This window comes from Acinetobacter sp. UBA1496, assembly GCF_002324975.1.
GTDB lineage: Bacteria > Pseudomonadota > Gammaproteobacteria > Pseudomonadales > Moraxellaceae > Acinetobacter > Acinetobacter variabilis.
Genome location: NZ_DCRI01000093.1, coordinates 20,260 through 38,956 on the forward strand (window position 1 = coordinate 20,260; position 18,697 = coordinate 38,956).

14 protein-coding genes are annotated in these 18,697 nt (G+C 44.6%); 7 read left to right on the plus strand and 7 right to left on the minus strand.

Going from position 1 to position 18,697, the window contains the following annotated elements:
- Positions 1–27 precede the first annotated feature (27 nt).
- Entirely contained in the window at positions 28–1,071 is a 1,044-nt protein-coding gene (gene rluB, locus B3143_RS10550; RefSeq protein ID WP_214001534.1) for a 23S rRNA pseudouridine(2605) synthase RluB, read from the plus strand.
- 195 nt (positions 1,072–1,266) lie between these two features.
- On the opposite strand, the gene B3143_RS10555 is transcribed toward rluB, so the two are convergent.
- The 6 genes from B3143_RS10555 to B3143_RS10580 are packed head-to-tail and all read right to left on the minus strand — an operon-like array spanning position 1,267 to position 10,722.
- Entirely contained in the window at positions 1,267–2,994 is a 1,728-nt protein-coding gene (locus B3143_RS10555; RefSeq protein ID WP_214001535.1) for an ABC transporter ATP-binding protein, read from the minus strand.
- A 10-nt stretch (positions 2,995–3,004) separates the two neighbouring features.
- Positions 3,005–4,153: an ABC transporter permease gene (locus B3143_RS10560; protein WP_214001536.1), complete on the minus strand. Its 1,149-nt coding sequence runs from the start codon at positions 4,151–4,153 to the stop codon at positions 3,005–3,007.
- A gap of 7 nt (positions 4,154–4,160) precedes the next feature.
- Positions 4,161–5,099, minus strand: a complete 939-nt coding sequence (locus tag B3143_RS10565) for an ABC transporter permease (protein ID WP_004783323.1) — start codon at positions 5,097–5,099, stop codon at positions 4,161–4,163.
- 17 nt (positions 5,100–5,116) lie between these two features.
- The gene (locus B3143_RS10570) at positions 5,117–7,120 is read right to left on the minus strand and encodes a M3 family metallopeptidase (RefSeq protein WP_214001537.1); all 2,004 of its coding nucleotides are present in this window, start codon (positions 7,118–7,120) and stop codon (positions 5,117–5,119) included.
- Positions 7,121–7,139: 19 nt separating this feature from the next.
- Entirely contained in the window at positions 7,140–8,942 is a 1,803-nt protein-coding gene (locus B3143_RS10575) for an ABC transporter substrate-binding protein (protein ID WP_214001538.1), read from the minus strand.
- A 22-nt stretch (positions 8,943–8,964) separates the two neighbouring features.
- On the minus strand, positions 8,965–10,722 hold the full coding sequence (locus B3143_RS10580; RefSeq protein WP_214002322.1) for an ABC transporter substrate-binding protein: 1,758 nt from the start codon (positions 10,720–10,722) through the stop codon (positions 8,965–8,967).
- Between the two features lie 725 nt (positions 10,723–11,447).
- On the opposite strand from B3143_RS10580, the gene B3143_RS10585 reads away from it, so the two are divergent.
- From B3143_RS10585 to B3143_RS10605, 5 genes are all read left to right on the plus strand, one after another.
- A complete protein-coding gene (locus B3143_RS10585) occupies positions 11,448–14,105 on the plus strand; it encodes a TonB-dependent receptor (protein WP_214001539.1) in 2,658 nt (885 codons plus the stop codon).
- Between the two features lie 137 nt (positions 14,106–14,242).
- On the plus strand, positions 14,243–14,947 hold the full coding sequence (locus B3143_RS10590; RefSeq protein WP_214001540.1) for an energy transducer TonB: 705 nt from the start codon (positions 14,243–14,245) through the stop codon (positions 14,945–14,947).
- A gap of 40 nt (positions 14,948–14,987) precedes the next feature.
- Complete coding sequence (locus B3143_RS10595) at positions 14,988–15,872, plus strand: MotA/TolQ/ExbB proton channel family protein (RefSeq protein WP_175966794.1); 885 nt, start codon at positions 14,988–14,990, stop codon at positions 15,870–15,872.
- Between the two features lie 15 nt (positions 15,873–15,887).
- The gene (locus B3143_RS10600; protein WP_005234255.1) at positions 15,888–16,313 is read left to right on the plus strand and encodes an ExbD/TolR family protein; all 426 of its coding nucleotides are present in this window, start codon (positions 15,888–15,890) and stop codon (positions 16,311–16,313) included.
- Positions 16,314–16,333: 20 nt separating this feature from the next.
- Positions 16,334–16,753, plus strand: coding sequence for an ExbD/TolR family protein (locus tag B3143_RS10605; RefSeq protein ID WP_286740430.1), 420 nt, complete (start codon positions 16,334–16,336; stop codon positions 16,751–16,753).
- Between the two features lie 54 nt (positions 16,754–16,807).
- Here B3143_RS10605 and ftn read toward each other — a convergent pair whose 3' ends face one another.
- The gene (ftn, locus tag B3143_RS10610; RefSeq protein ID WP_214001541.1) at positions 16,808–17,272 is read right to left on the minus strand and encodes a heteropolymeric bacterioferritin subunit Ftn; all 465 of its coding nucleotides are present in this window, start codon (positions 17,270–17,272) and stop codon (positions 16,808–16,810) included.
- Between the two features lie 338 nt (positions 17,273–17,610).
- Here ftn and B3143_RS10615 point away from each other — a divergent pair, with 338 nt between their 5' ends.
- Positions 17,611–18,678: an SDR family oxidoreductase gene (locus B3143_RS10615; protein ID WP_175966790.1), complete on the plus strand. Its 1,068-nt coding sequence runs from the start codon at positions 17,611–17,613 to the stop codon at positions 18,676–18,678.
- The last annotated feature ends 19 nt before the right edge of the window (positions 18,679–18,697 follow it).

Sequence of the window (18,697 nt, forward strand, 5' to 3'; positions counted from 1 at the left end):
AATAATTATTTCTAAGGTTATGCTGTCATGAGTGAAAAGTTGCAAAAGGTGCTTGCACGTGTTGGTTTGGGTTCTCGCCGTTATATGGAAGAAGTCATTGCCGCAGGTCGTGTGAGTGTAAATGGGCAGGTTGCCCAAGTGGGTGAACGAATCGAACCAGGTGATGAGCTTCGCATCGATGGTCGTAAAGTGCAGTTCCAGATCGAAGACGAAATCCGTCGTCGCGTACTGATTTATTACAAGCCAGAAGGCGAAATCTGTTCACGTAACGATCCTGAACAGCGTCCAACAGTATTTGACAACCTGCCATCAATTCAAGGCGATCGCTGGGTCATGGTCGGCCGTCTGGATATTAACTCGACCGGTCTGTTGCTGTTTACAAATGACGGTGAACTAGCGAATCGTTTAATGCACCCATCCAATGAAATCGAACGTGAATATGCGGTTCGTGTCATGGGTGAAGTGACTCCACAACTGAAAAACAACATGCTGAAAGGCGTGGTGCTAGATGATGGTCCTGCGAAGTTTGAATCATTCTCTGAACTGGGTGGTGACGGGATCAACCGTTGGTATCAAGTTGTCGTGAAAGAAGGTCGTAACCGTGAGGTTCGTCGTATCTTTGAATCACAAGGCCTGAAAGTCAGCCGTTTATTACGTACTCGTTACGGTACCGTGATTCTGCCACGTGAACTTCGTACAGGTCGCTGGATTGAACTGGATAAACAGGATATCGATAACCTGACCAAATCAGTTGAGCTGAAACCGCGTCAAGGTACCGGCTTATTTGGTATGGCGAAACGTCGTAACGAACGTATGCAGGAAAAACCAATGGCAGCGCGCCGTGGTGGTTACCTGCGTCAGCAACGCCGTGATACCGATGAGCAGCAGCCGCAATACAACAATCGTGAACGTCGCGATGATCAGGGCTTTGGTCGTCGTGAAAACCAGAATGGCACCCAGTTTGCACGTCGTGACAACCGTGAAGACAACCAGTTTGGTCGCCGCGAAAATCGTGAAGGCAATGCACCACGCGGTTTATATGGTGCGAATAAAGGCTTTAAAAAGTTCTAAGCTTTGAATAAGAGAGAGTCACTTCGGTGGCTCTTTTTTTTGAAAGAATAATAATAACTCAATTTTATCTATCCCTGGTCTTCTCAATAGAACCCGATATAAAAGGCGAGTATCTCCTTCCTATTTCCTGAAAGTGAATTCCCGTCATAAAAATGCCCAGCAATGTGGGCATTTTTTACTTCTTATTTCAGTAAATTACTGCGGAATACCCTGTGGAATCGCACTTAACAGACGCTTGGTATAATCATGCTGTGGAGATTGATACAGGTCATCTGAGTTAGCAATTTCCACCAGATCACCATGATTTAGCACCATGATTTGATCAGAAATATATTTCACCACTGACAAATCATGCGAAATAAAGATATAACTCAGACCAAATTCATCCTGCAAATCCTGCAATAGATTCAGCACCTGCGCCTGTACGGATACATCCAGCGCTGACACTGATTCATCACAGATCAGAATCTCAGGCTTTAAAGTTAGACAACGTGCAATTGCAATCCGCTGACGTTGGCCGCCTGAAAATTCATGTGGATAACGATAGAAGGCCTGAGCCGGTAAGCTGACCCTTTCCAGTAAATCGAGTGCCATCTGTTTACGTTCTGCATCATCCTTGCCGATATGATGAATCTGCATCGGCTCCATCAGGATTTGTCCCACGGTAAAACGCGGATTCAGTGAAGCATACGGATTCTGGAAAATGATCTGGATTTTACGTTGATAGGCCGTAAACTCTTTTTCCGTCATCGACAAAATATCTTTGCCTTGAAACAATGCTTTGCCGCCTGTGGCCTGCTGTAGACGCATCAAAAGCAAACCAATCGTGGTTTTACCAGAACCTGATTCACCAACCAGCCCTAAGGTTTTGCCTTTAGCCAGCTGAAAAGACACCCCTTTCACGGCCTGAAATTCATCTTTGCCAAATAGGCCTTTACGGCTATAGAAGGATTTTTTCAGATCACGTACATCGAGAATGATCTCTTCATTACCTTTTAAACCACGAGAACGTTCCTGTTGAGCAGAGGTGTTCGCATGCAGGTCATGCGCCAGACTATCCTGCTTCATAAAGTCGCTAATCACCGGCAAACGCAAAGGACGGTGCGACAGCTGTGGACGGCAATGCAACAAGGCTTGGGTATAAATATCCTGAGGATTGTTCAGAACTTCTGTCACCGAACCTTGCTCACGAATTTCACCATAACGCATTACAATGACCTGATCCGCAATTTCACCAACTACCGCCAGGTCATGACTGATGAATAACATCGACATTTGACGGCGCTGACGCAGGGATTCAAGCAGATCCAGAATCTGTTTCTGGATAGTCACATCCAGTGCTGTCGTTGGCTCATCAGCAATCAAGAGTTTCGGTTCACAGGCAATTGCCATGGCAATCATCACCCGTTGCTGCTGTCCGCCAGATAACTGACTCGGATAAGCATCAATCTTGGTTTCCGGTGAAGGAATACCGACTTCCTGCAAAAGTTCCAGTGTTCTTTGACGGGCCTGCTTTTTATTCATGCCCAAATGCAGACGTAGAATTTCCGAGATCTGCATGCCCACGGTAAACACTGGATTCAATGAGGACATTGGTTCCTGGAAGATCATGGCAATTTCTTTGCCGCAGATCTGACGCATTTCACTCGACTTGAGTTTTAGCAGATCACGCCCTTCAAACAGGATCTGGCTGTCTTCAGCGACTTTAGAATTTTCTGGCGCCAACAGTCCCATCACTGCCAATGAAGTGACTGACTTACCACTTCCAGATTCACCAACTAACGCCACTGTGGTATTGGCCGGAATTTCAAATGAAATTCCTTTGACCGTTTCCACATATTGTTTATTTTCACCTTTAAAACTGATGCGCAGGTTGTCTACGCGAAGTAACGCGGGTGCTGTGCTTGGATTCATTTCAGACATCGCTGCGCTCCTATTTCAGTTTTGGATCTAATGCATCACGTAATGCATCAGTAAACATTGAGAAAGCTGTAACCAGCACCGCCATCGCCACCGATGCCGCAGTCAATTGCCACCATTTGCCTAAAATCAGCTCGCTTTGTGCTTCATTCAGCATACTTCCCCATGACACTACCCCAATCGGTACGCCAAAGCCCAGGAAGCTCAGAATCACTTCGGACTTAATAAAGGCCACTGCAAGAATGGACATTTGTACCAACGCAATATGGCTGACGTTCGGGAAAATATGCACGAAGATACGGCGCATATTGCTTACCCCGATGGCTTTAGCCGCCAGTACATATTCACGCGCAGTATGCTTCATATATTCAGCACGAACTAAACGAAACACCCCGGTCCAGCCGGTCAGACCCAAAATCAGGATAATCGATAAAACCCCTTTTTGTTGCAGTACTGCTGCAATCGCTAACACCAGCAACAGATAAGGAATAGAAGTAAAGATATTGTAGAACCAGTTCAACACATCATCGACCCAGCCACCGAAATAGCCAGCAATCGCACCCAGTACTGTACCAATCACCACTGCAACCAGCGCAGCAATCAAGCCAACCAAGATCGAAGTTTCTGCACCTTTAATGGTTTTCAGTAGTACATCCTGACCCCATTTATCTGCGCCAAAGAATAGGCTCTGTTTAAGCTCACTACTCTGATCCAGTAACTGACCACCTAATTCCTGATCAATGGCTTTCATATCTTCAGCCAGTGGATCGACTACACCATAATAATCAATCGCACCTGCACCCTGTTCAGCAGCAATTTCTGCTTCCAGTTCGGCAATCACATCTTTTAAAGGATCAACTGGATTAACTGGCACTACGGCAGATTCAGTACTTTGATCTTCACCTGCAGCTCCAGGTACAGACGGTGTATAGATAAAACTTGGGGGTGCATAACTCACCGCCACTTCCTTATTCCAGTCCTTGGCAATCATACCGGTCATGGAAAGCAGCAACATCAGCAGATAAAACAGCACCACAAATAGGGAGAACATCGCAATGCGGTCACGTTTCAGACGACGCAACGCCAGCTGCCATAATCCGGTTGAAGCAGACTCAGGCACTGCTGAAGCATGTTGCTCTTTTTTAAATATCGCACTCAGCATAATTCACCTACTTCAACTGTACACGTGGATCGACCCATTTATAGATCAGATCGGCAATCAGGTTAAATAACATGGTCGCAGCCGCAACATAGACCGTAATCGCTTTAATCACCGGAAAGTCAGAACGCTCAACTGCGATAATTACTTCACGGCCAATGCCTGGAATACCAAAGAAACGTTCAATCAGGAAAGCACCGATCAGTAAAGCCGGAAGTCCCGCCATGACATCGGTAATGATTGGAATTGATGCATTACGCAATACATGCACGCCCAGAATGCGGCTTTCGCCCAGACCTTTGGCACGTGCGGTACGGACATAATCCTGATTGACTTCATCCAGAACAAAACTGCGGTACAGACGTAAAGTCGGTGCAATACTCACCACCAGCATGATTAATACTGGCAATAGTGCATATTTGAATAAGTTTTCAGTAAAGTTATCGCTCCAGCCCTGTACCGGGAACCAGCTCAGTTCATAAGCCAAGACGTACTGGAATACGATGATATAGACCAGAATACTGATCGACATACCGATGGTACACAGCATCATGATCATGCGGTCAGTCAGCGAACCACGCACTGAAGCCACCCCGAGCGCCAGAATGATTGAAACAATCGTTTGCAGAATCGTGAGTGGAATCAAAATGGTCAGTGATGGCCCCAAACGCGTGGTAATAATCTGGGATACCGACTCACCGGTACTCCAGCTCACGCCATAATCAAAGGTCAAAATCTGCTGGATGAAAATCCACAGTTGTACGTAATAAGGTTGATCGACCCCGAGCTGCTGGCGGATATTTTCAATCTGCTCAGCATTGGCCATTTTACCGGCCAGGATATAGGCCGGATCTCCCCCGACCCAGTTAAATAACAGGAATATCAGCAGAATCACCCCCAGCATGGTGGGGATCATTTGCCAAATCCTTCGAATAATATATGCCAGCATCGCTTTCCTTCCTTGACTTAATGTCCTGAAATTTCATTAAAGAAAGCTTTGCTGTCCGGTTCGCGGCCCAGAAAGTCCTTAACCATCTGATCGCCCGGTTTTTGTCCGCCTTGTGCCAGTACAGTCTCGCGATAGTGCATGCCGACTTTCGGATCCATCAGATGATCACCATAAGCAGACAACATGTCGAGTGCCAGCACTTCAGACCACATATAGCTGTAATAACCCGCCTGATAGCCACCCATCAAGTGCCCGAACTGACCTGGAAATTGCTGACCTGGAACAGAACCCAACGCAGTTTTACTTTCCATATCCTGCCAGAGTTTTAATGGATCAATACTTTTCGCATCTTTACCGTGCAGGGCCATGTCGTACTGAGCATATAGGGTCTGACGGGCATAATGCAGGCCGCGACCATAATTTTTCACGTTCTTTAAGCGTTCGGTCATGGCTTCATCAACACGAGGACAAGCAGGTTCACAGTAATCTGCTACTTTAGATAAAGTCTCGAAACGGCGCGCCCACTCTTCATACATTTGTGAAGGTGCTTCAACAAAGTCACGCTCTACCGATGTACCTGACTGCTCGGTATAACGGGTCTTAGATAAAATTCCATGCAGCGCATGACCCATTTCATGCACAAAGGTTTCTAGCTCATTACTGTTCAGACCTTTACGGTTGAAGTTGGTCACCAAAACAGAGACCGGACGGCGATGATTTAAACGGCTGCCACCATAAACGCCCCAGACTGCAGCATGGCCATATTTGCCTTCACGTGGGTATTTATCGACATAAAGTCCGCCCATAAACTCACCGGTGGCTTTGTCATGCACGGCATAGTATTCAACTTCATCGTGCCAGGCTTTGACTTTTACCGGCTTGAATTCAATCTCATATAATTCGGAAGACACCGCAAATAACCATTTTTGAGCCGCTTCAGTCGGGAAATAATCACGCAGTTTTTCCTGATCCACCTTGTATTTGGCCTGACGCAGTTTTTCACTCCAGTAGCCCTGGCTCCAGCGCTCAATCTCTGCTTTTTCCAAAGGAATTTTTAAAGTTTCTGCCTTGAACTGACGTAATTCTTCAACATCCTGTTTTTCTAATGGCGCAACTTTGGCATAAACCTCATCCAGAAAACTGTTAACTGCTTCTGGGGTTTTGGCCATACGATCTTTTAAAGCAACATACGCATAACTATCTTTATCAAAGAGCTGGGCCAGTTCATAACGCAGATCAATGGCCTTTTTCATATATTCGAGATTTTTATCGGTACCGCGACGGGTATAGGCAGTCTGATAACGTTTACGTGCTTCATCACTCTCTGCCAGCTCCATAAATGGCTGATATTCCGGATAGTCGAAGCCGAGCAGATAATTGCCCTTTTCATTTTTCTTTAAACCGGCGATATAGCTCGTAGGTAAACCTTTTAGTTCTGCAGCAGTGAATTCAACTTTTTCAGGGTTATCACGTACATTCTTGGAATAGTCCTGTCCCAGTTTGGTGCTTTCTTCAATAATTTCCTTCAAACGCTTCTGCTTCTCTGCGCTGAGTTGTACCCCGGTTTTTTCAAACTGATTCAGAATATCTTTCAGGAATTTCTCATCGACCGGATCTGTGGCTTTCAGTTTCTTGAACTGGGCATACAGTTTTGGACTCTGATACATGGAAGTCAGGTATTTACTGATTTTCAGCTCACAGTCATCTGCCGCCTGACGCAAGGCCGGATCAGGATCAACATTGCTATATAAACCGATAGGTGAAACAAAATCACCAATCGATGCCTGCAATGTATCCCAAGCTGCCAGATAAGGACGGGCTTCGGCCTTATTTTTGATTTTCTGGCTTTCAAATTTCTGGATATCTTTTTGCATTTTATCCAGATTGGCATCGCACAATGCCGGAATTTCTGCAGCCTTGAACAAAGGCAAAAGCTGGGTTTGGGTCTCTGCCATGACGGTTTGAGATCCCCCGATCATCGCCAGACAGAGTGTGGTAAATTTCAAGTGTTTTAATGTCATCATCATCTCCAGCTTTTTCTTACTTTTTAGTATCAATATCGATATACATCCATTCTGTGGACAGAATCGGATGGGACTTGTGCCCAATAACATGAGGTTGCGCTAATGCATTACGGTAGGTGCTATACAGCATCATGGTGGGCATATTGACCTCTAGAATACGGGTCATTTTGCGATAAACCAGATCCCGTTCAGGACCCGGTGGCATGCTCTGACTCTGTTCATATAAACGGTCATATTCCGCATGCTTGAAACAGGCATTATTGGTGACATTGACGTTTTTGCCATAGAACAACTGCATGAAGTTGTCAGCATCCGGATAATCGGCAATCCATGCAGAGCTTTTAAACATGGTTTTACATTGCTTTTCCAGCTTAATGCCTTCAGCAAATGGCATGGCCTTACTGGTCAGTTTGATATGAATATTATCTAGGGTCTTTTTCCAGAATTCGCCCTGTTGCTGACCACGACTGGTATTGGCCGTAATCAGTTCAATCACCAGAGGTTTGCCTTCAGGAGTTCTCCGCCAGCCATCCGCACCGATCTTGTAGTTATAGCGATCCAGCAACATGTTGGCTGCCTTGACCGAATATAGCGTACTGGTTTTATAAGCGGGTGAATAGCCTGCAACTCCTGGCGGAATAGGCATGTGCAGTTTTGCGCCATCTCCTTTTAGTAATACGCTAATCATGTTTTCAACAGAAAAAGCCATTGCCATCGCACGACGTAAGGCTATTTTTTCTGGCGTAAAGCCACCCACCACCGGGTCTTGCATATTCCAGTAATGGTAGTTAATCGATGGCTCCAACATGCGTGAAAGCTTGATGCCTTGCTTGACCAGCTCAGGTTTTAACTTGTCACCATCCAATGCCTGCACGACCAGATCGCCGTCGATTTCCACCAGATCCAGTTCATTTTTCTTGAATGACAACATCCGTGATTGTGCTTCTTCAATGACACGCACATCAATGGTGCCGATTTGAGGCATTTTTTTGCCCTGCATCGCACTGACAATCGCTTGGTCTTCTGCAGTGTTAGCTTTATAGTTCCAGACAAAACCACGGTAGGCCGGATTCGGCTTTAAGATAATGCGTGATCCCGGTGTCCAGCGGCTAAGTACATAAGGCCCTGTACCGACTGGCTTACTCATCACCCAGCCAGCTTTGTCTTTGTACTTTTCAATGACTTCGCGTGCGACTGCGGCAGCCGGACCATGTGCCAGCAACATCGGAAAGTTCTGATCCGGATTATTCAGCTTGAGTACCAAGGTATAGCGATCTGGAGTCTGAATGCCTTCAAATGGATTTTCATAGACTTTGCCATTTTTTTTCGCCATGGCTGTCCATGCTTCCAGCCCTTTGATCCGACCATCCAGCAGCCAGCTATTAGGTGAATTAAGCTTTGGATCTAAGAGACGCTTTAGAGAATAGGCATAGTCATAGGCGGTCAGTTCACGTTTTTTACCACCAAAGACCGGATCATCTGCAAAGTAAATGCCCTTTTTAACTTTAATGGTATAAGTCAAACCGTCTGCACTGACTTGAGGCATATCTACCGCAGTCAATGACACCAGTTTCGCTGGTGAGGCCAGATAATCATAGGTATATAAAGTTTCGAAAATCGCTGAGTTAATCTTGGCCGAATATCGGTCATGGATATAACCGGGATCGAAACCGGTTTCAGCCGCGGGAAAGACCGTTTTTAAGACTTTATTTGGATTAGCGGGATTAGCAGCCCATGTGGGTGCAGCACCGGCCATCATTAAACTGGCCATTAAAACCCCACTGGCCAGCTTTTTTAAAGCGTTTGTATTCACATTCATACTGGTTCTTAATCTTCTCAAGTTATTTTTTAATAGGTTCAATATCCAGATATTGCCAAACTGCCCTAGTCACCGGATGTGCCTTAAAGCCTTGTACCTGTGGGTGAATCAGCCAGTTGCGTACCCGGGTATTGTGTAGAATCCACGGATTATCGGCCTCCATCTGGCGGTTCATCTGCTCATAATATGAAGTACGTTGCTGAGGCGGCAGTTTCATTGCAGTTTGATACAGCGCATCATAGGCTTTGGAGGTATAGCAGCTCAGGTTACCTTGCTGGGCATTTGGGCCATACAGCAACTGGGCAAAGTTTTCCCCTTCCGGATAATCTGCAATCCAGGCACCACCCCACATCATGTGTTTGCACTGGGTGGCTTCTTTTAAATTGTCGGCAAAATTACTGACTTTAAATTCAACTTTTACCCCGATTGCATCCAGGTTCTTTTTCCATAGCTCCGCAGAAATGACGGAAGAACTTGAGCTGGTCGAGTTCATTTTCAAAACCAATGGTTTGCCATCAGGCAAGGTGCGGTAACCGTCGGCGCCTTTCTTGTAGTCAAAGCGATCGAGCAGTTTATTGGCAAGCAATGGGTTGTAGGCAATGCTGCTTCTATAATTCGGGTTATATCCGCCCACGCCTTCAGGAAGAATCATTTCAGCTTTAACCGCATGGCCCTTGTATAGCTGCTGGATGGCTTCTTTCTGGTTATAGGACAAAGCAATGGCACGGCGTAGTGCTACTTTTTCCAGTGAGTTCCCACCAATCACCGGATCACGCATGTTCATGATGGTATAGGTGATTTCCGGTTCTTTATTCGGATAATGCAGGATGCCTTTTTTCTTGTATTCACTTTTCAGCTGCTTATTTTCCAGTGCCTGTTCAGCACCGCTTGCAGTCAGTTTGTCATAGTCTAATTGTCCAGATTTTAAAGCCAGCCAGCGCGACTGTTCTTCTTCAATGATGCTGATTTTAACCTTACCAATTTGTGGCATCTGCTTGCCTTGCATGGCTTTAACAATCCGTTGATCCCACTCTGAACCATCCCCCTTAAAGTTCCAGACAAAACCGCGATAATTTGGATTAGCAGTTAACTCAATACGGCTACGCGGCACATATTTGTGTAACTGATATGCCCCTGTTCCGACTGGATGCTGACCTACCCGATCGCCATAATGTTCGATGACTTCGCGTGCAGTACCAGCAAAAGCGACATAGGCCAGAATGTAAGGAAAGTTCAGGTCTGAACGGGTCAGGGTAATTTGCAAGGTATATTTATCTAGGGCTTTTAAACCGGCAATCGGAGCATCATAGTTAAATTTTCCCGTTTTTTTGGCCTGCTGGATGACTTGATCTGCGCCAAGAATTTTGCCTTCGATAAAGGAAAAAGAAGGAGAATGATTTTTCGGATCCATGATCCTTTGCATGGAGTAGATATAATCACGCGCCACCAGTTCACGCTTTTTGCCCTGAAAGGCTGGATCATCACTGAAATAAATTCCTGGCTTGACTTTAAAGGTATAAACTTTGCCATCCTGCTCAACCTTGGGTAAAGATTCAGCTGTATTTGGAGCCAAGATTGCCGGCCGCGCCAGATAGTCATAACGCAACAAAGGCTCAAAAATAGCTTCAGCAACGCTACCACTATAAAAATTATAGGTTTTGACCATATCAAAACCGTCATCAGGTGCTTCGAAAGCCAGGTTTAAAACTTTATCCGGATGTGCAGATGATTTTGCCCAGGCAGTTTGCCCCGAGCTCATAGCCAAGGCCAAAATCGTCATGCTAAAAAGTGCTGATTTCAAATTTGTACCTATTCTTTATCTTGAAGTTTTATTGCTATAGGAAGTTTTAAATACATCATCCCATATTTGCTTCAATGGATGCGTCAAAGCTGGACAGATGGAATAAACTGAACAAAGCGAATTTCATGCCATCCTTGCAAAAAATAGGGATTCCTTCCTGTTTTTAACTGAAAAAAGTTTATTTTTATTAATTATTTAAAACATTATGAATAACATAATATTTTCCATGAATCACTAATTAAATTTTTACCCTTAAAATTCTCACTAAAGTTCATTTCGCACAAAAATAACTCAACCCTGTTTCATCTTATTGCACTATTGTATACCTTTAGGTAAACAATAAATAAACACAAGTACTTGTATTATAAAAAATTTATTTTATAAAAATATTGTATATTTTATGTAAAAATTATGCACCATGATTAAACTTTATTCAATTTCCCTCTCATTTTTGGACTACTTTCTTATTCATTAAATATTTATTTATTGCTTTGACAGGGGTCTCATTTCCTTCTTTCTTCAGATTCGATACACAGACTTCTTAATTTTTCTTCAATATCGCTCAATAAATTCAAACCTCATTCAATTAAATTAATATTTTTCAATTACTTAAAAATATAAAAATATAAAATTTTATAAGTTGGCATTCGCCTTGCTTAGATCAACCCAGCACTACTTCACATAACAAAAGGGTGAAATTTACGATGAAAAAAAATAAATTGGTCGGATCTATGGGGGCTCCAACCGTCAGCAAAAGACTACTCAAGTTAAGCGCACTCAGCTTAAGTATGATGTGTCTGCCGCTGGCCCATGCCGAAGAAGCAGCATCTGCTGAACAGCCAACTAAAGTTCAGAAAGTGACAGTGACGGGTTCATCAATCAAGGGGGTCGCTGCACAAAGTTCTTCACCAATCACCGTCATCAAAGGTGAAGATCTTGCGAACCAGGGTGTAACTACTGTTGAAGAAGCCTTAGTAAAAGTCAGCGCGAACCAGGCTGGTTTCTCTACTGCTCAAAACGTAGGTGCAAGTAATACTTCAGGTTCGACAGCCAACTTACGTGGTCTAGGCTCAGACAAAACACTTGTGCTTTTAAATGGCCGTCGTCTTGCCTATAGTGCATTTAGTACAGATAGTACGAACTTAAACATCATCCCTATGGCGATGATTGACCGTATTGAGATTTTACGTGATGGTGCTTCTGCAGTTTATGGTGCAGATGCGATTGCGGGGGTAATCAACTTCATCACCAAATCTGAATACAATGGCTTAGGTGTTACCGGAGCCTTACATGAAACCGAACATTCAGGTGGTGAGAAACGACAAGCTGCGATCTTCGGTGGTTTCGGTGACCTAGATGAAAATGGCTTTAACGTCATGGGTGTCTTGGACTACCGTAAATCTAACCAGATCCATGCTCAACAGCGTAAAGTCAGCCGCCGTGGTGGTGTAATTCCTGAATTAGGTATTGATGCTGGCTCTGCAAGCGGCTTCCCGGCAAACATCTATGATCCAACCACTGGTTATTTAGGTAACCCATACCCAGATGACTGTAATAATGTTCCTTGGTCTTCTCCAGATGACGGCTTCTGTTATCTAAATACGCAGGCTTTAATTGCGATCAAACCACAGGTTGAAACACTATCTGCATTAGGTAAAGGGACATTCAAGCTTAATGATTCATTAAATGCGGTTGGTGAATACGTGTTTACACGTTCTGAAGTATCCACTTCAATTGCACCAGACGTTTATGGCCGTACCGTGACTTTACCTTCAAGCAGCCAATACTATCCAGGTAATGGTATTACTCCGGCTATTACAGATGGCGAGTTAAGCGGTGATCCACTTCAACTTTACCTCCGTTCTCAGGCAGGTAACCGTCAAAGTATGTCAACCAATGACTCACACCGCTTCTTTGCAGGTATTGAAGGTGAGGCATTAGGCTGGGATATCAACGCAGGCGTGTCATACGCGAAAAGCGAAGCAACTGATGAATTTACAGGTGGTTACTTACACCGTAGCAACCTACAAACTGCATTGAATGAAGGTCGTATCAACCCATTCGGTCCAGCACGTCCAGGCGATACCCCTTGGGAATCATTTGTGATTAATGGCGAAACTAACATCGCCTCTTTAGAGTCTACAACTGCAGACTTTACGATCAGTCGTCCAATTTTTGAACTACCTGCAGGTGATGTTGGCTTTGCCTTCGGTGGTAGCTTCACGACTCAGGACTGGGAAGCGAAAGTAAACTCTGAAATCGTGGCTCAAGTACCAGGTTCTGGTATTGACCCGAGCAAACCAATCAGTAAGGGTGATCGTGACATCACAGCATTCTTTACTGAATTCCAGATCCCAATCCTGCCAAGTCTGGAAGCTCAAATTGCTGCCCGTTATGATGACTATAGCGACTTCGGTGATACCTTCAACCCGAAAGTTGGTCTACGTTGGGAACCAATGAAGGAAGTCATGTTACGTGCATCTTATAGCACCGGTTTCCGTGCACCAAGCTTGTACGAAATCAACGCGCCAATCAGTGAAACCTGGACAGGTGCGAAATACAATGACCCTGTGTTATGTCCAGGTGGTACGCCAGTTGAACCTAAATACCAGGTTGAATGTAATACCCAGTTCAAGCGTACCCAAGGTGGTTCACCTGACCTGCAACCAGAAGAATCTACATCGTTCACTGCTGGTTTAGTATTTGAACCAATCAAAAACCTGGTCCTCACTGCTGACTACTTCAATATCGAGATCGATGGTCTGGTAGGTACAGTGGGTGAATCATCAATCTTTGGTAATCCAGACCTTTATGCAGACCGTTTCATACGTGATAGCGAAGGCCGTATCCAGCACATCCGTACTACCCTGATGAACTCTGGCGGTTTAAAAACTTCAGGTGTAGACCTGAGCCTGAACTACCTGACACCTAAAACTTCTACTGGTCGTTTCGGTTTCGGTATTGATGGTACTTACGTGATCAATCTGGACTACCAAAGTGAACCAGGCGGTGAATGGTCTGGTCTAGTAGGTAAATATGAAGACCCGGCAGTAGTTCGCTGGAAACATGTTGCCAACCTGAACTGGTCTTATGAAGACTGGAAAATGATCTTTGAACAACAGTTCACTCGTGGTTATGAAGACTACTCTGGCGAACGTGATGTGGGTGACTACACACTTTATAACTTCGCAACAACTTATAAAGGCTTCAAAAACCTGGAGTTGACTGGCGGTATCCTCAACATCTTTGATGAAGAGCCTGCTGCATCTGATGTTCTGGATAACTTCCAATACGGTTATGACCCTCGTTACTCAGATCCTACAGGTCGTACTTACTACATCCGTGGTACTTACAAATTCTAAGACAAGCTTTCTGCAAATACAGCGCCATGCTGTATTTGCAGTATTCATATCATTTTAGCCAAACAAAAAATAATGCAGCTACATCAGCTTTGAAATAAACCGTTATTTCTTGTTTGTCTTAAATTCCAGGAGTCATGATGAGCACAACGTTTGAAGACATAGAAAAAAGCTCCGCCAAAAAGTTGACTGGAATTGGTGTCGTGATTTTCTTGCATATCCTGGTGGGCCTGGTGCTAATGGCAGGTATGGCAAAAGACATCATCAAACCGTCAGAAGAACCGGTTGAATTGATGATTATTCAGGATATTAAACCACCAGAACCAGAGCCACCTAAAGAAACCCCACCTGAGCCACCTAAAATGGTAGAAAAAGTGGCACAGGTTCCTGAGGTTAAACCGGTAGAAAAAGTGGTTCCGGTACAGAAAACACAGCCTACACCAACCGTCACTCAACCGGTTGCAGAACCAACGCCTGTAGCTGCAACAACACCATCCCCAAGTCCGGTAGCTGCACCAGCTCCAGTTGTTGCAGCGGCGCCTGCTGCTCCACCGCAACCAACTGGCGTTACACGTGGCGTATCTCAAGGTGAAGCGGGTTGTAAGCGTCCAGATTACCCGCGCGATGCATTAATGAATGAAGAGCAAGGTAATGTGCTGATCTCTGTCTTTGTGAATACCGACGGCAAAGTGAAAGATGCCAAAGTGAAAAAATCCAGTGGCAGCCGTTCTCTCGACCGTGCAGCGTCCAAGGCTTTCAGCTTATGTACCTTCAAACCTGCAATGAAAAATGGTGAACCACAAGAATCTTGGTACGACATTCCCTACGAATTTATCTTGGACTGATCCAGACAACAGATTAAAAAACAAAATGAGGAGATTCATTATGAAAAACGCACGATACACTTTAAAAAATATCACTGCTGCAAGTGTCATTGCGGCAAGTACTTTACTACCTTTGCAAACCGTATTTGCTGAAGAATCCCCTACACCTGCAACGACCGTCACTGAAACGGCAACCACAACTCCTGCGACTGTCGCTGAGCCTACACCGCCAGCACCTGCTGCAGCTGAAAAACCTGCCAGCAACCCTTATGGTCTGGAAGCCATGTGGAAAGAAGGTGACATGGTGTCTAAAGTGACCCTGTTCATTCTGGTGATCATGTCAATCGGTACCTGGTACATCATGATCACCAAGTGCTTGCAACAAGGCAAGATTCGCAAACAGGCCAAAGAAGCAGAACATCAGTTCTGGGAATCTTCTTCATTGGACAATGCAGCGCAAAATCTGGATGAAGCCAGCGTATATCGTTTTATCGCTGAAAAAGGCATCAAGTCAACCAAAAACCATGGCGGCACTTTACTTGAACGTATCGACTTTAATACTTGGGTTACGATTTCTATTTCACGCGCAGTCGACAAGATTCAAAGCCATCTGAGTGGTGGTCTGGCATTCCTTGCTACAGTCGGTTCTACTGCACCTTTCGTAGGTCTGTTTGGTACCGTTTGGGGCATTTACCATGCACTGACTGCTATTGGTATCTCCGGTCAGGCATCAATTGATAAAGTTGCTGGTCCGGTCGGTGAAGCACTGATCATGACTGCAATCGGTCTGGCAGTGGCAGTTCCTGCAGTACTTGGCTACAACTGGTTAACTCGCCGTAATAAAGCGGTGATGGAAGAAGTTCGTACCTTCGGTTCTGACCTGCATGCTGTACTACTGAGCGGCGAAATCAGCTCAAACAATCCTGTTCACCGCGACACAAAATAAAAATGGGGGTCAACCATGGGAATGATGGTCAATTCAAACGACAGCGATGATGAGGTCATTGGTACCATTAATACCACGCCTCTGGTTGATGTGATGCTAGTACTGCTGATTATCTTTCTGATTACAGTACCGGTTGCAATTCATACCGTACCGGTCGATCTGCCTGAAGAACGTAATGTCCCGTATGAAACCAAGCCGGAAAATATCCAGCTGGCAGTCAATAAAAATGGCGATATCTTCTGGAATGAATCCTATATTCCGGACAAGGCAATTTTACTGACCCGTTTACAGGCAGAAGCCCAGAAACGTCCTCAGCCTGAAGTGCATATTCGCGGTGATCAAAGAACAGCTTTTGAAGCGATTGATCAGGTCATCAGTACTACCCAGCAAGCAGGTATTGGCAAGATTGCATTTGTCACGACCCCGCCCGCTTCACCTTAAGATTGAGGGAGAATCCAGTTATGGGAATGAATGTTGGCTCAAATCAAGATGATGATGTAATGCTGGACGTCAACATGACACCATTGATTGATGTCATGCTGGTCTTACTGATTATGTTTATTATCACTATTCCGTTGCCGAATAATTCGATTAATATCAACCTGCCGAATGGTACACCACCACCGACTGAGGAAAAACCGCCAGAGATTGTGAATTTACGTCTTGATGCTCAAGGCCAGATCTTCTGGAATGATCAGCCGGTGGCGAATGCCCAAGCGCTAGAAGCCTTATTCAAGACCGTGGCGCAAAAAGCCGATCAGGATCAGATTAAAATCAAGGCTGATTGTGCAACTGAATACAAGCATATCGCGATGGTGATGGCTGCGGCTCAGCGTCTGGAAGTAAAAAAAATCGGAATTGTCAGCAACAACAATTCTTAAGTCTACAGAATCAAAAAAACCCAGCATCTGCTGGGTTTTTTATTATTCAATATCTTACATTTGTGACTGGATATAGTTTTGCAGACCAATCAGCTCAATCAAACGTAACTGTTTTTCTAACCAGTAAGTATGGTCTTCTTCCGTATCTGACATTTGCTGGCGCAGCATGTCACGGGTCACATAATCGCCCTTCTCTTCACAAAGTTTTACCCCTTGAGCCAGCTTTTCACGGACATGATACTCAAGCTTCAGGTCAGCTTTCAGGCAGGTCACCACATTTTCACCAACTTCGATGTCATCACGCTGCATATTTGGCGTACCTTCAAGGAACAGGACACGACGAATCAGGGCATCTGCATGCTGTGCTTCTTCCTGCATTTCATGGTCGATGCGTTCAAAGATTTTCGTCAGACCCCAATCTTCATACATACGAGAGTGAATCAGGTATTGATCACGAGCAGCCAGTTCGCCACCGATCAGCATATTTAAATAATCTACGACTTCTGGATTACCGCGCATTTGAATTACTCCCTGCTTTTATCATCCTATTATGGAGAAAAGATTTTTGATTTGCAAAAGCAAAATTATGGTAAATGTCTGATTTTTATATAATTAAAATGAGAAGCACTTGCATTTACGCTCTCTATTCGGACAATTCCCATTTATAAAACAACATCTTGCATTTTTCGTTCCGTTTTTATTCAATCCAGCAAGCTGGAATATTCAAACGTTAATTTTTGTAAATATTAATAAGCACTTATCTTGTTGTTTATTTTTATTTTGGACTCACCTGTTTAGCCTGGTTCATGCATAATTGTGCCTACGATGAAAGAAGTTAAAACAACAACGGTTTAAATATGACATTACAACATAGCACAGCACCTGTTCTGGTCACCGGCGCATCTGGCTATATCGCCAGTTGGGTCATCCAGAAACTTTTGAAACAAGGTTATACCGTACATGCCACTGTACGTGATCTGAATAAAACACAGAGTTATACGCACCTAGAACAAATTGCAGACAGCAGCCCGGGGATCCTAAAGCTGTTTGAAGCCAACTTGCTCAAGCCCGGTTCTTTTGATGCGGCCATGGAAGGTTGTGAAATTGTCTTTCATATGGCCTCGCCTTTTGTGGTCACCAATTATAAGGATGCGCTTAAAGACATTATTGAACCAGCAATTCTGGGCACGCAAAATGTGCTGAATAGTGCCAATAAAACTGAATCCGTCAAACGTGTGATTGTCACCTCAAGTATTGCCTCAACATATGGCGATGCGATTGATATTTTGCAAACCGAGCACACCAGTTTTGATGAATCTCACTGGAATACCACCAGTTCAGAAACCCATCAGCCTTATCCGTATTCCAAAGTCATGGCAGAACGCAAAGCTTGGGAAATGGCGGAAGCGCAGGATCGCTGGGACCTGATCTGTATCAATCCGGCACTGGTCTTTGGGGAATCCTTAACGCCTAATACTCAATCAGGCAGTGTGGAAGTTCTGCAACAGTTTGCCAATGGCATGACTTTACTCGGCGTTCCACCGATGTGGAATGGTGTGGTGGATGTTCAGGATGTTGCTGAAGCCCATATCCGTGCCGCCTTTAATCCGGAAGCGCATGACCGTTATATTATCTGTAGTGAGACTTTAAGCCTGCTAGAAATGGGTAAAATCCTGCGTGAAGCCTTTGGTCCTAAATTCCCGTTCCCGCGCAACCAGTTGCCAAAAACGGCTTTCAAGATTTTTGGTCCTCTGGCCGGCTTTAGCCGCAAGTTTGTTGAACTCAATATGGGTTATCCAATTTTCTTTAATGCCCAAAAAAGTAAGGATGAACTCGGTCTGGAATATCGTCCGGTGAAAGAAAGTCTGGTCGAACATTTCCAGCAATTGCTGGATGATGGTGTGGTGAAAAAATATATTCCTTAACCGTACTCGCTCAAACCTG

Excerpts from the sequence above, each read along its gene's own strand:
- rluB (WP_214001534.1), top strand. The coding sequence starts at position 28 with ATGAGTGAAAAGTTGCAAAAGGTGCTTGCACGTGTTGGTTTGGGTTCT.
- B3143_RS10595 (WP_175966794.1), top strand. The coding sequence starts at position 14,988 with ATGAAAAACGCACGATACACTTTAAAAAATATCACTGCTGCAAGTGTC.
- ftn (WP_214001541.1), bottom strand. The coding sequence starts at position 17,272 with ATGCGCGGTAATCCAGAAGTCGTAGATTATTTAAATATGCTGATCGGT.
- B3143_RS10615 (WP_175966790.1), top strand. The coding sequence starts at position 17,611 with ATGACATTACAACATAGCACAGCACCTGTTCTGGTCACCGGCGCATCT.
- B3143_RS10560 (WP_214001536.1), bottom strand. The coding sequence starts at position 4,153 with ATGCTGAGTGCGATATTTAAAAAAGAGCAACATGCTTCAGCAGTGCCT.
- B3143_RS10605 (WP_286740430.1), top strand. The coding sequence starts at position 16,334 with ATGGGAATGAATGTTGGCTCAAATCAAGATGATGATGTAATGCTGGAC.
- B3143_RS10590 (WP_214001540.1), top strand. The coding sequence starts at position 14,243 with ATGAGCACAACGTTTGAAGACATAGAAAAAAGCTCCGCCAAAAAGTTG.
- B3143_RS10580 (WP_214002322.1), bottom strand. The coding sequence starts at position 10,722 with ATGACGATTTTGGCCTTGGCTATGAGCTCGGGGCAAACTGCCTGGGCA.
- B3143_RS10585 (WP_214001539.1), top strand. The coding sequence starts at position 11,448 with ATGAAAAAAAATAAATTGGTCGGATCTATGGGGGCTCCAACCGTCAGC.
- B3143_RS10565 (WP_004783323.1), bottom strand. The coding sequence starts at position 5,099 with ATGCTGGCATATATTATTCGAAGGATTTGGCAAATGATCCCCACCATG.
- B3143_RS10575 (WP_214001538.1), bottom strand. The coding sequence starts at position 8,942 with ATGAATGTGAATACAAACGCTTTAAAAAAGCTGGCCAGTGGGGTTTTA.
- B3143_RS10555 (WP_214001535.1), bottom strand. The coding sequence starts at position 2,994 with ATGTCTGAAATGAATCCAAGCACAGCACCCGCGTTACTTCGCGTAGAC.
- B3143_RS10600 (WP_005234255.1), top strand. The coding sequence starts at position 15,888 with ATGGGAATGATGGTCAATTCAAACGACAGCGATGATGAGGTCATTGGT.
- B3143_RS10570 (WP_214001537.1), bottom strand. The coding sequence starts at position 7,120 with ATGACATTAAAACACTTGAAATTTACCACACTCTGTCTGGCGATGATC.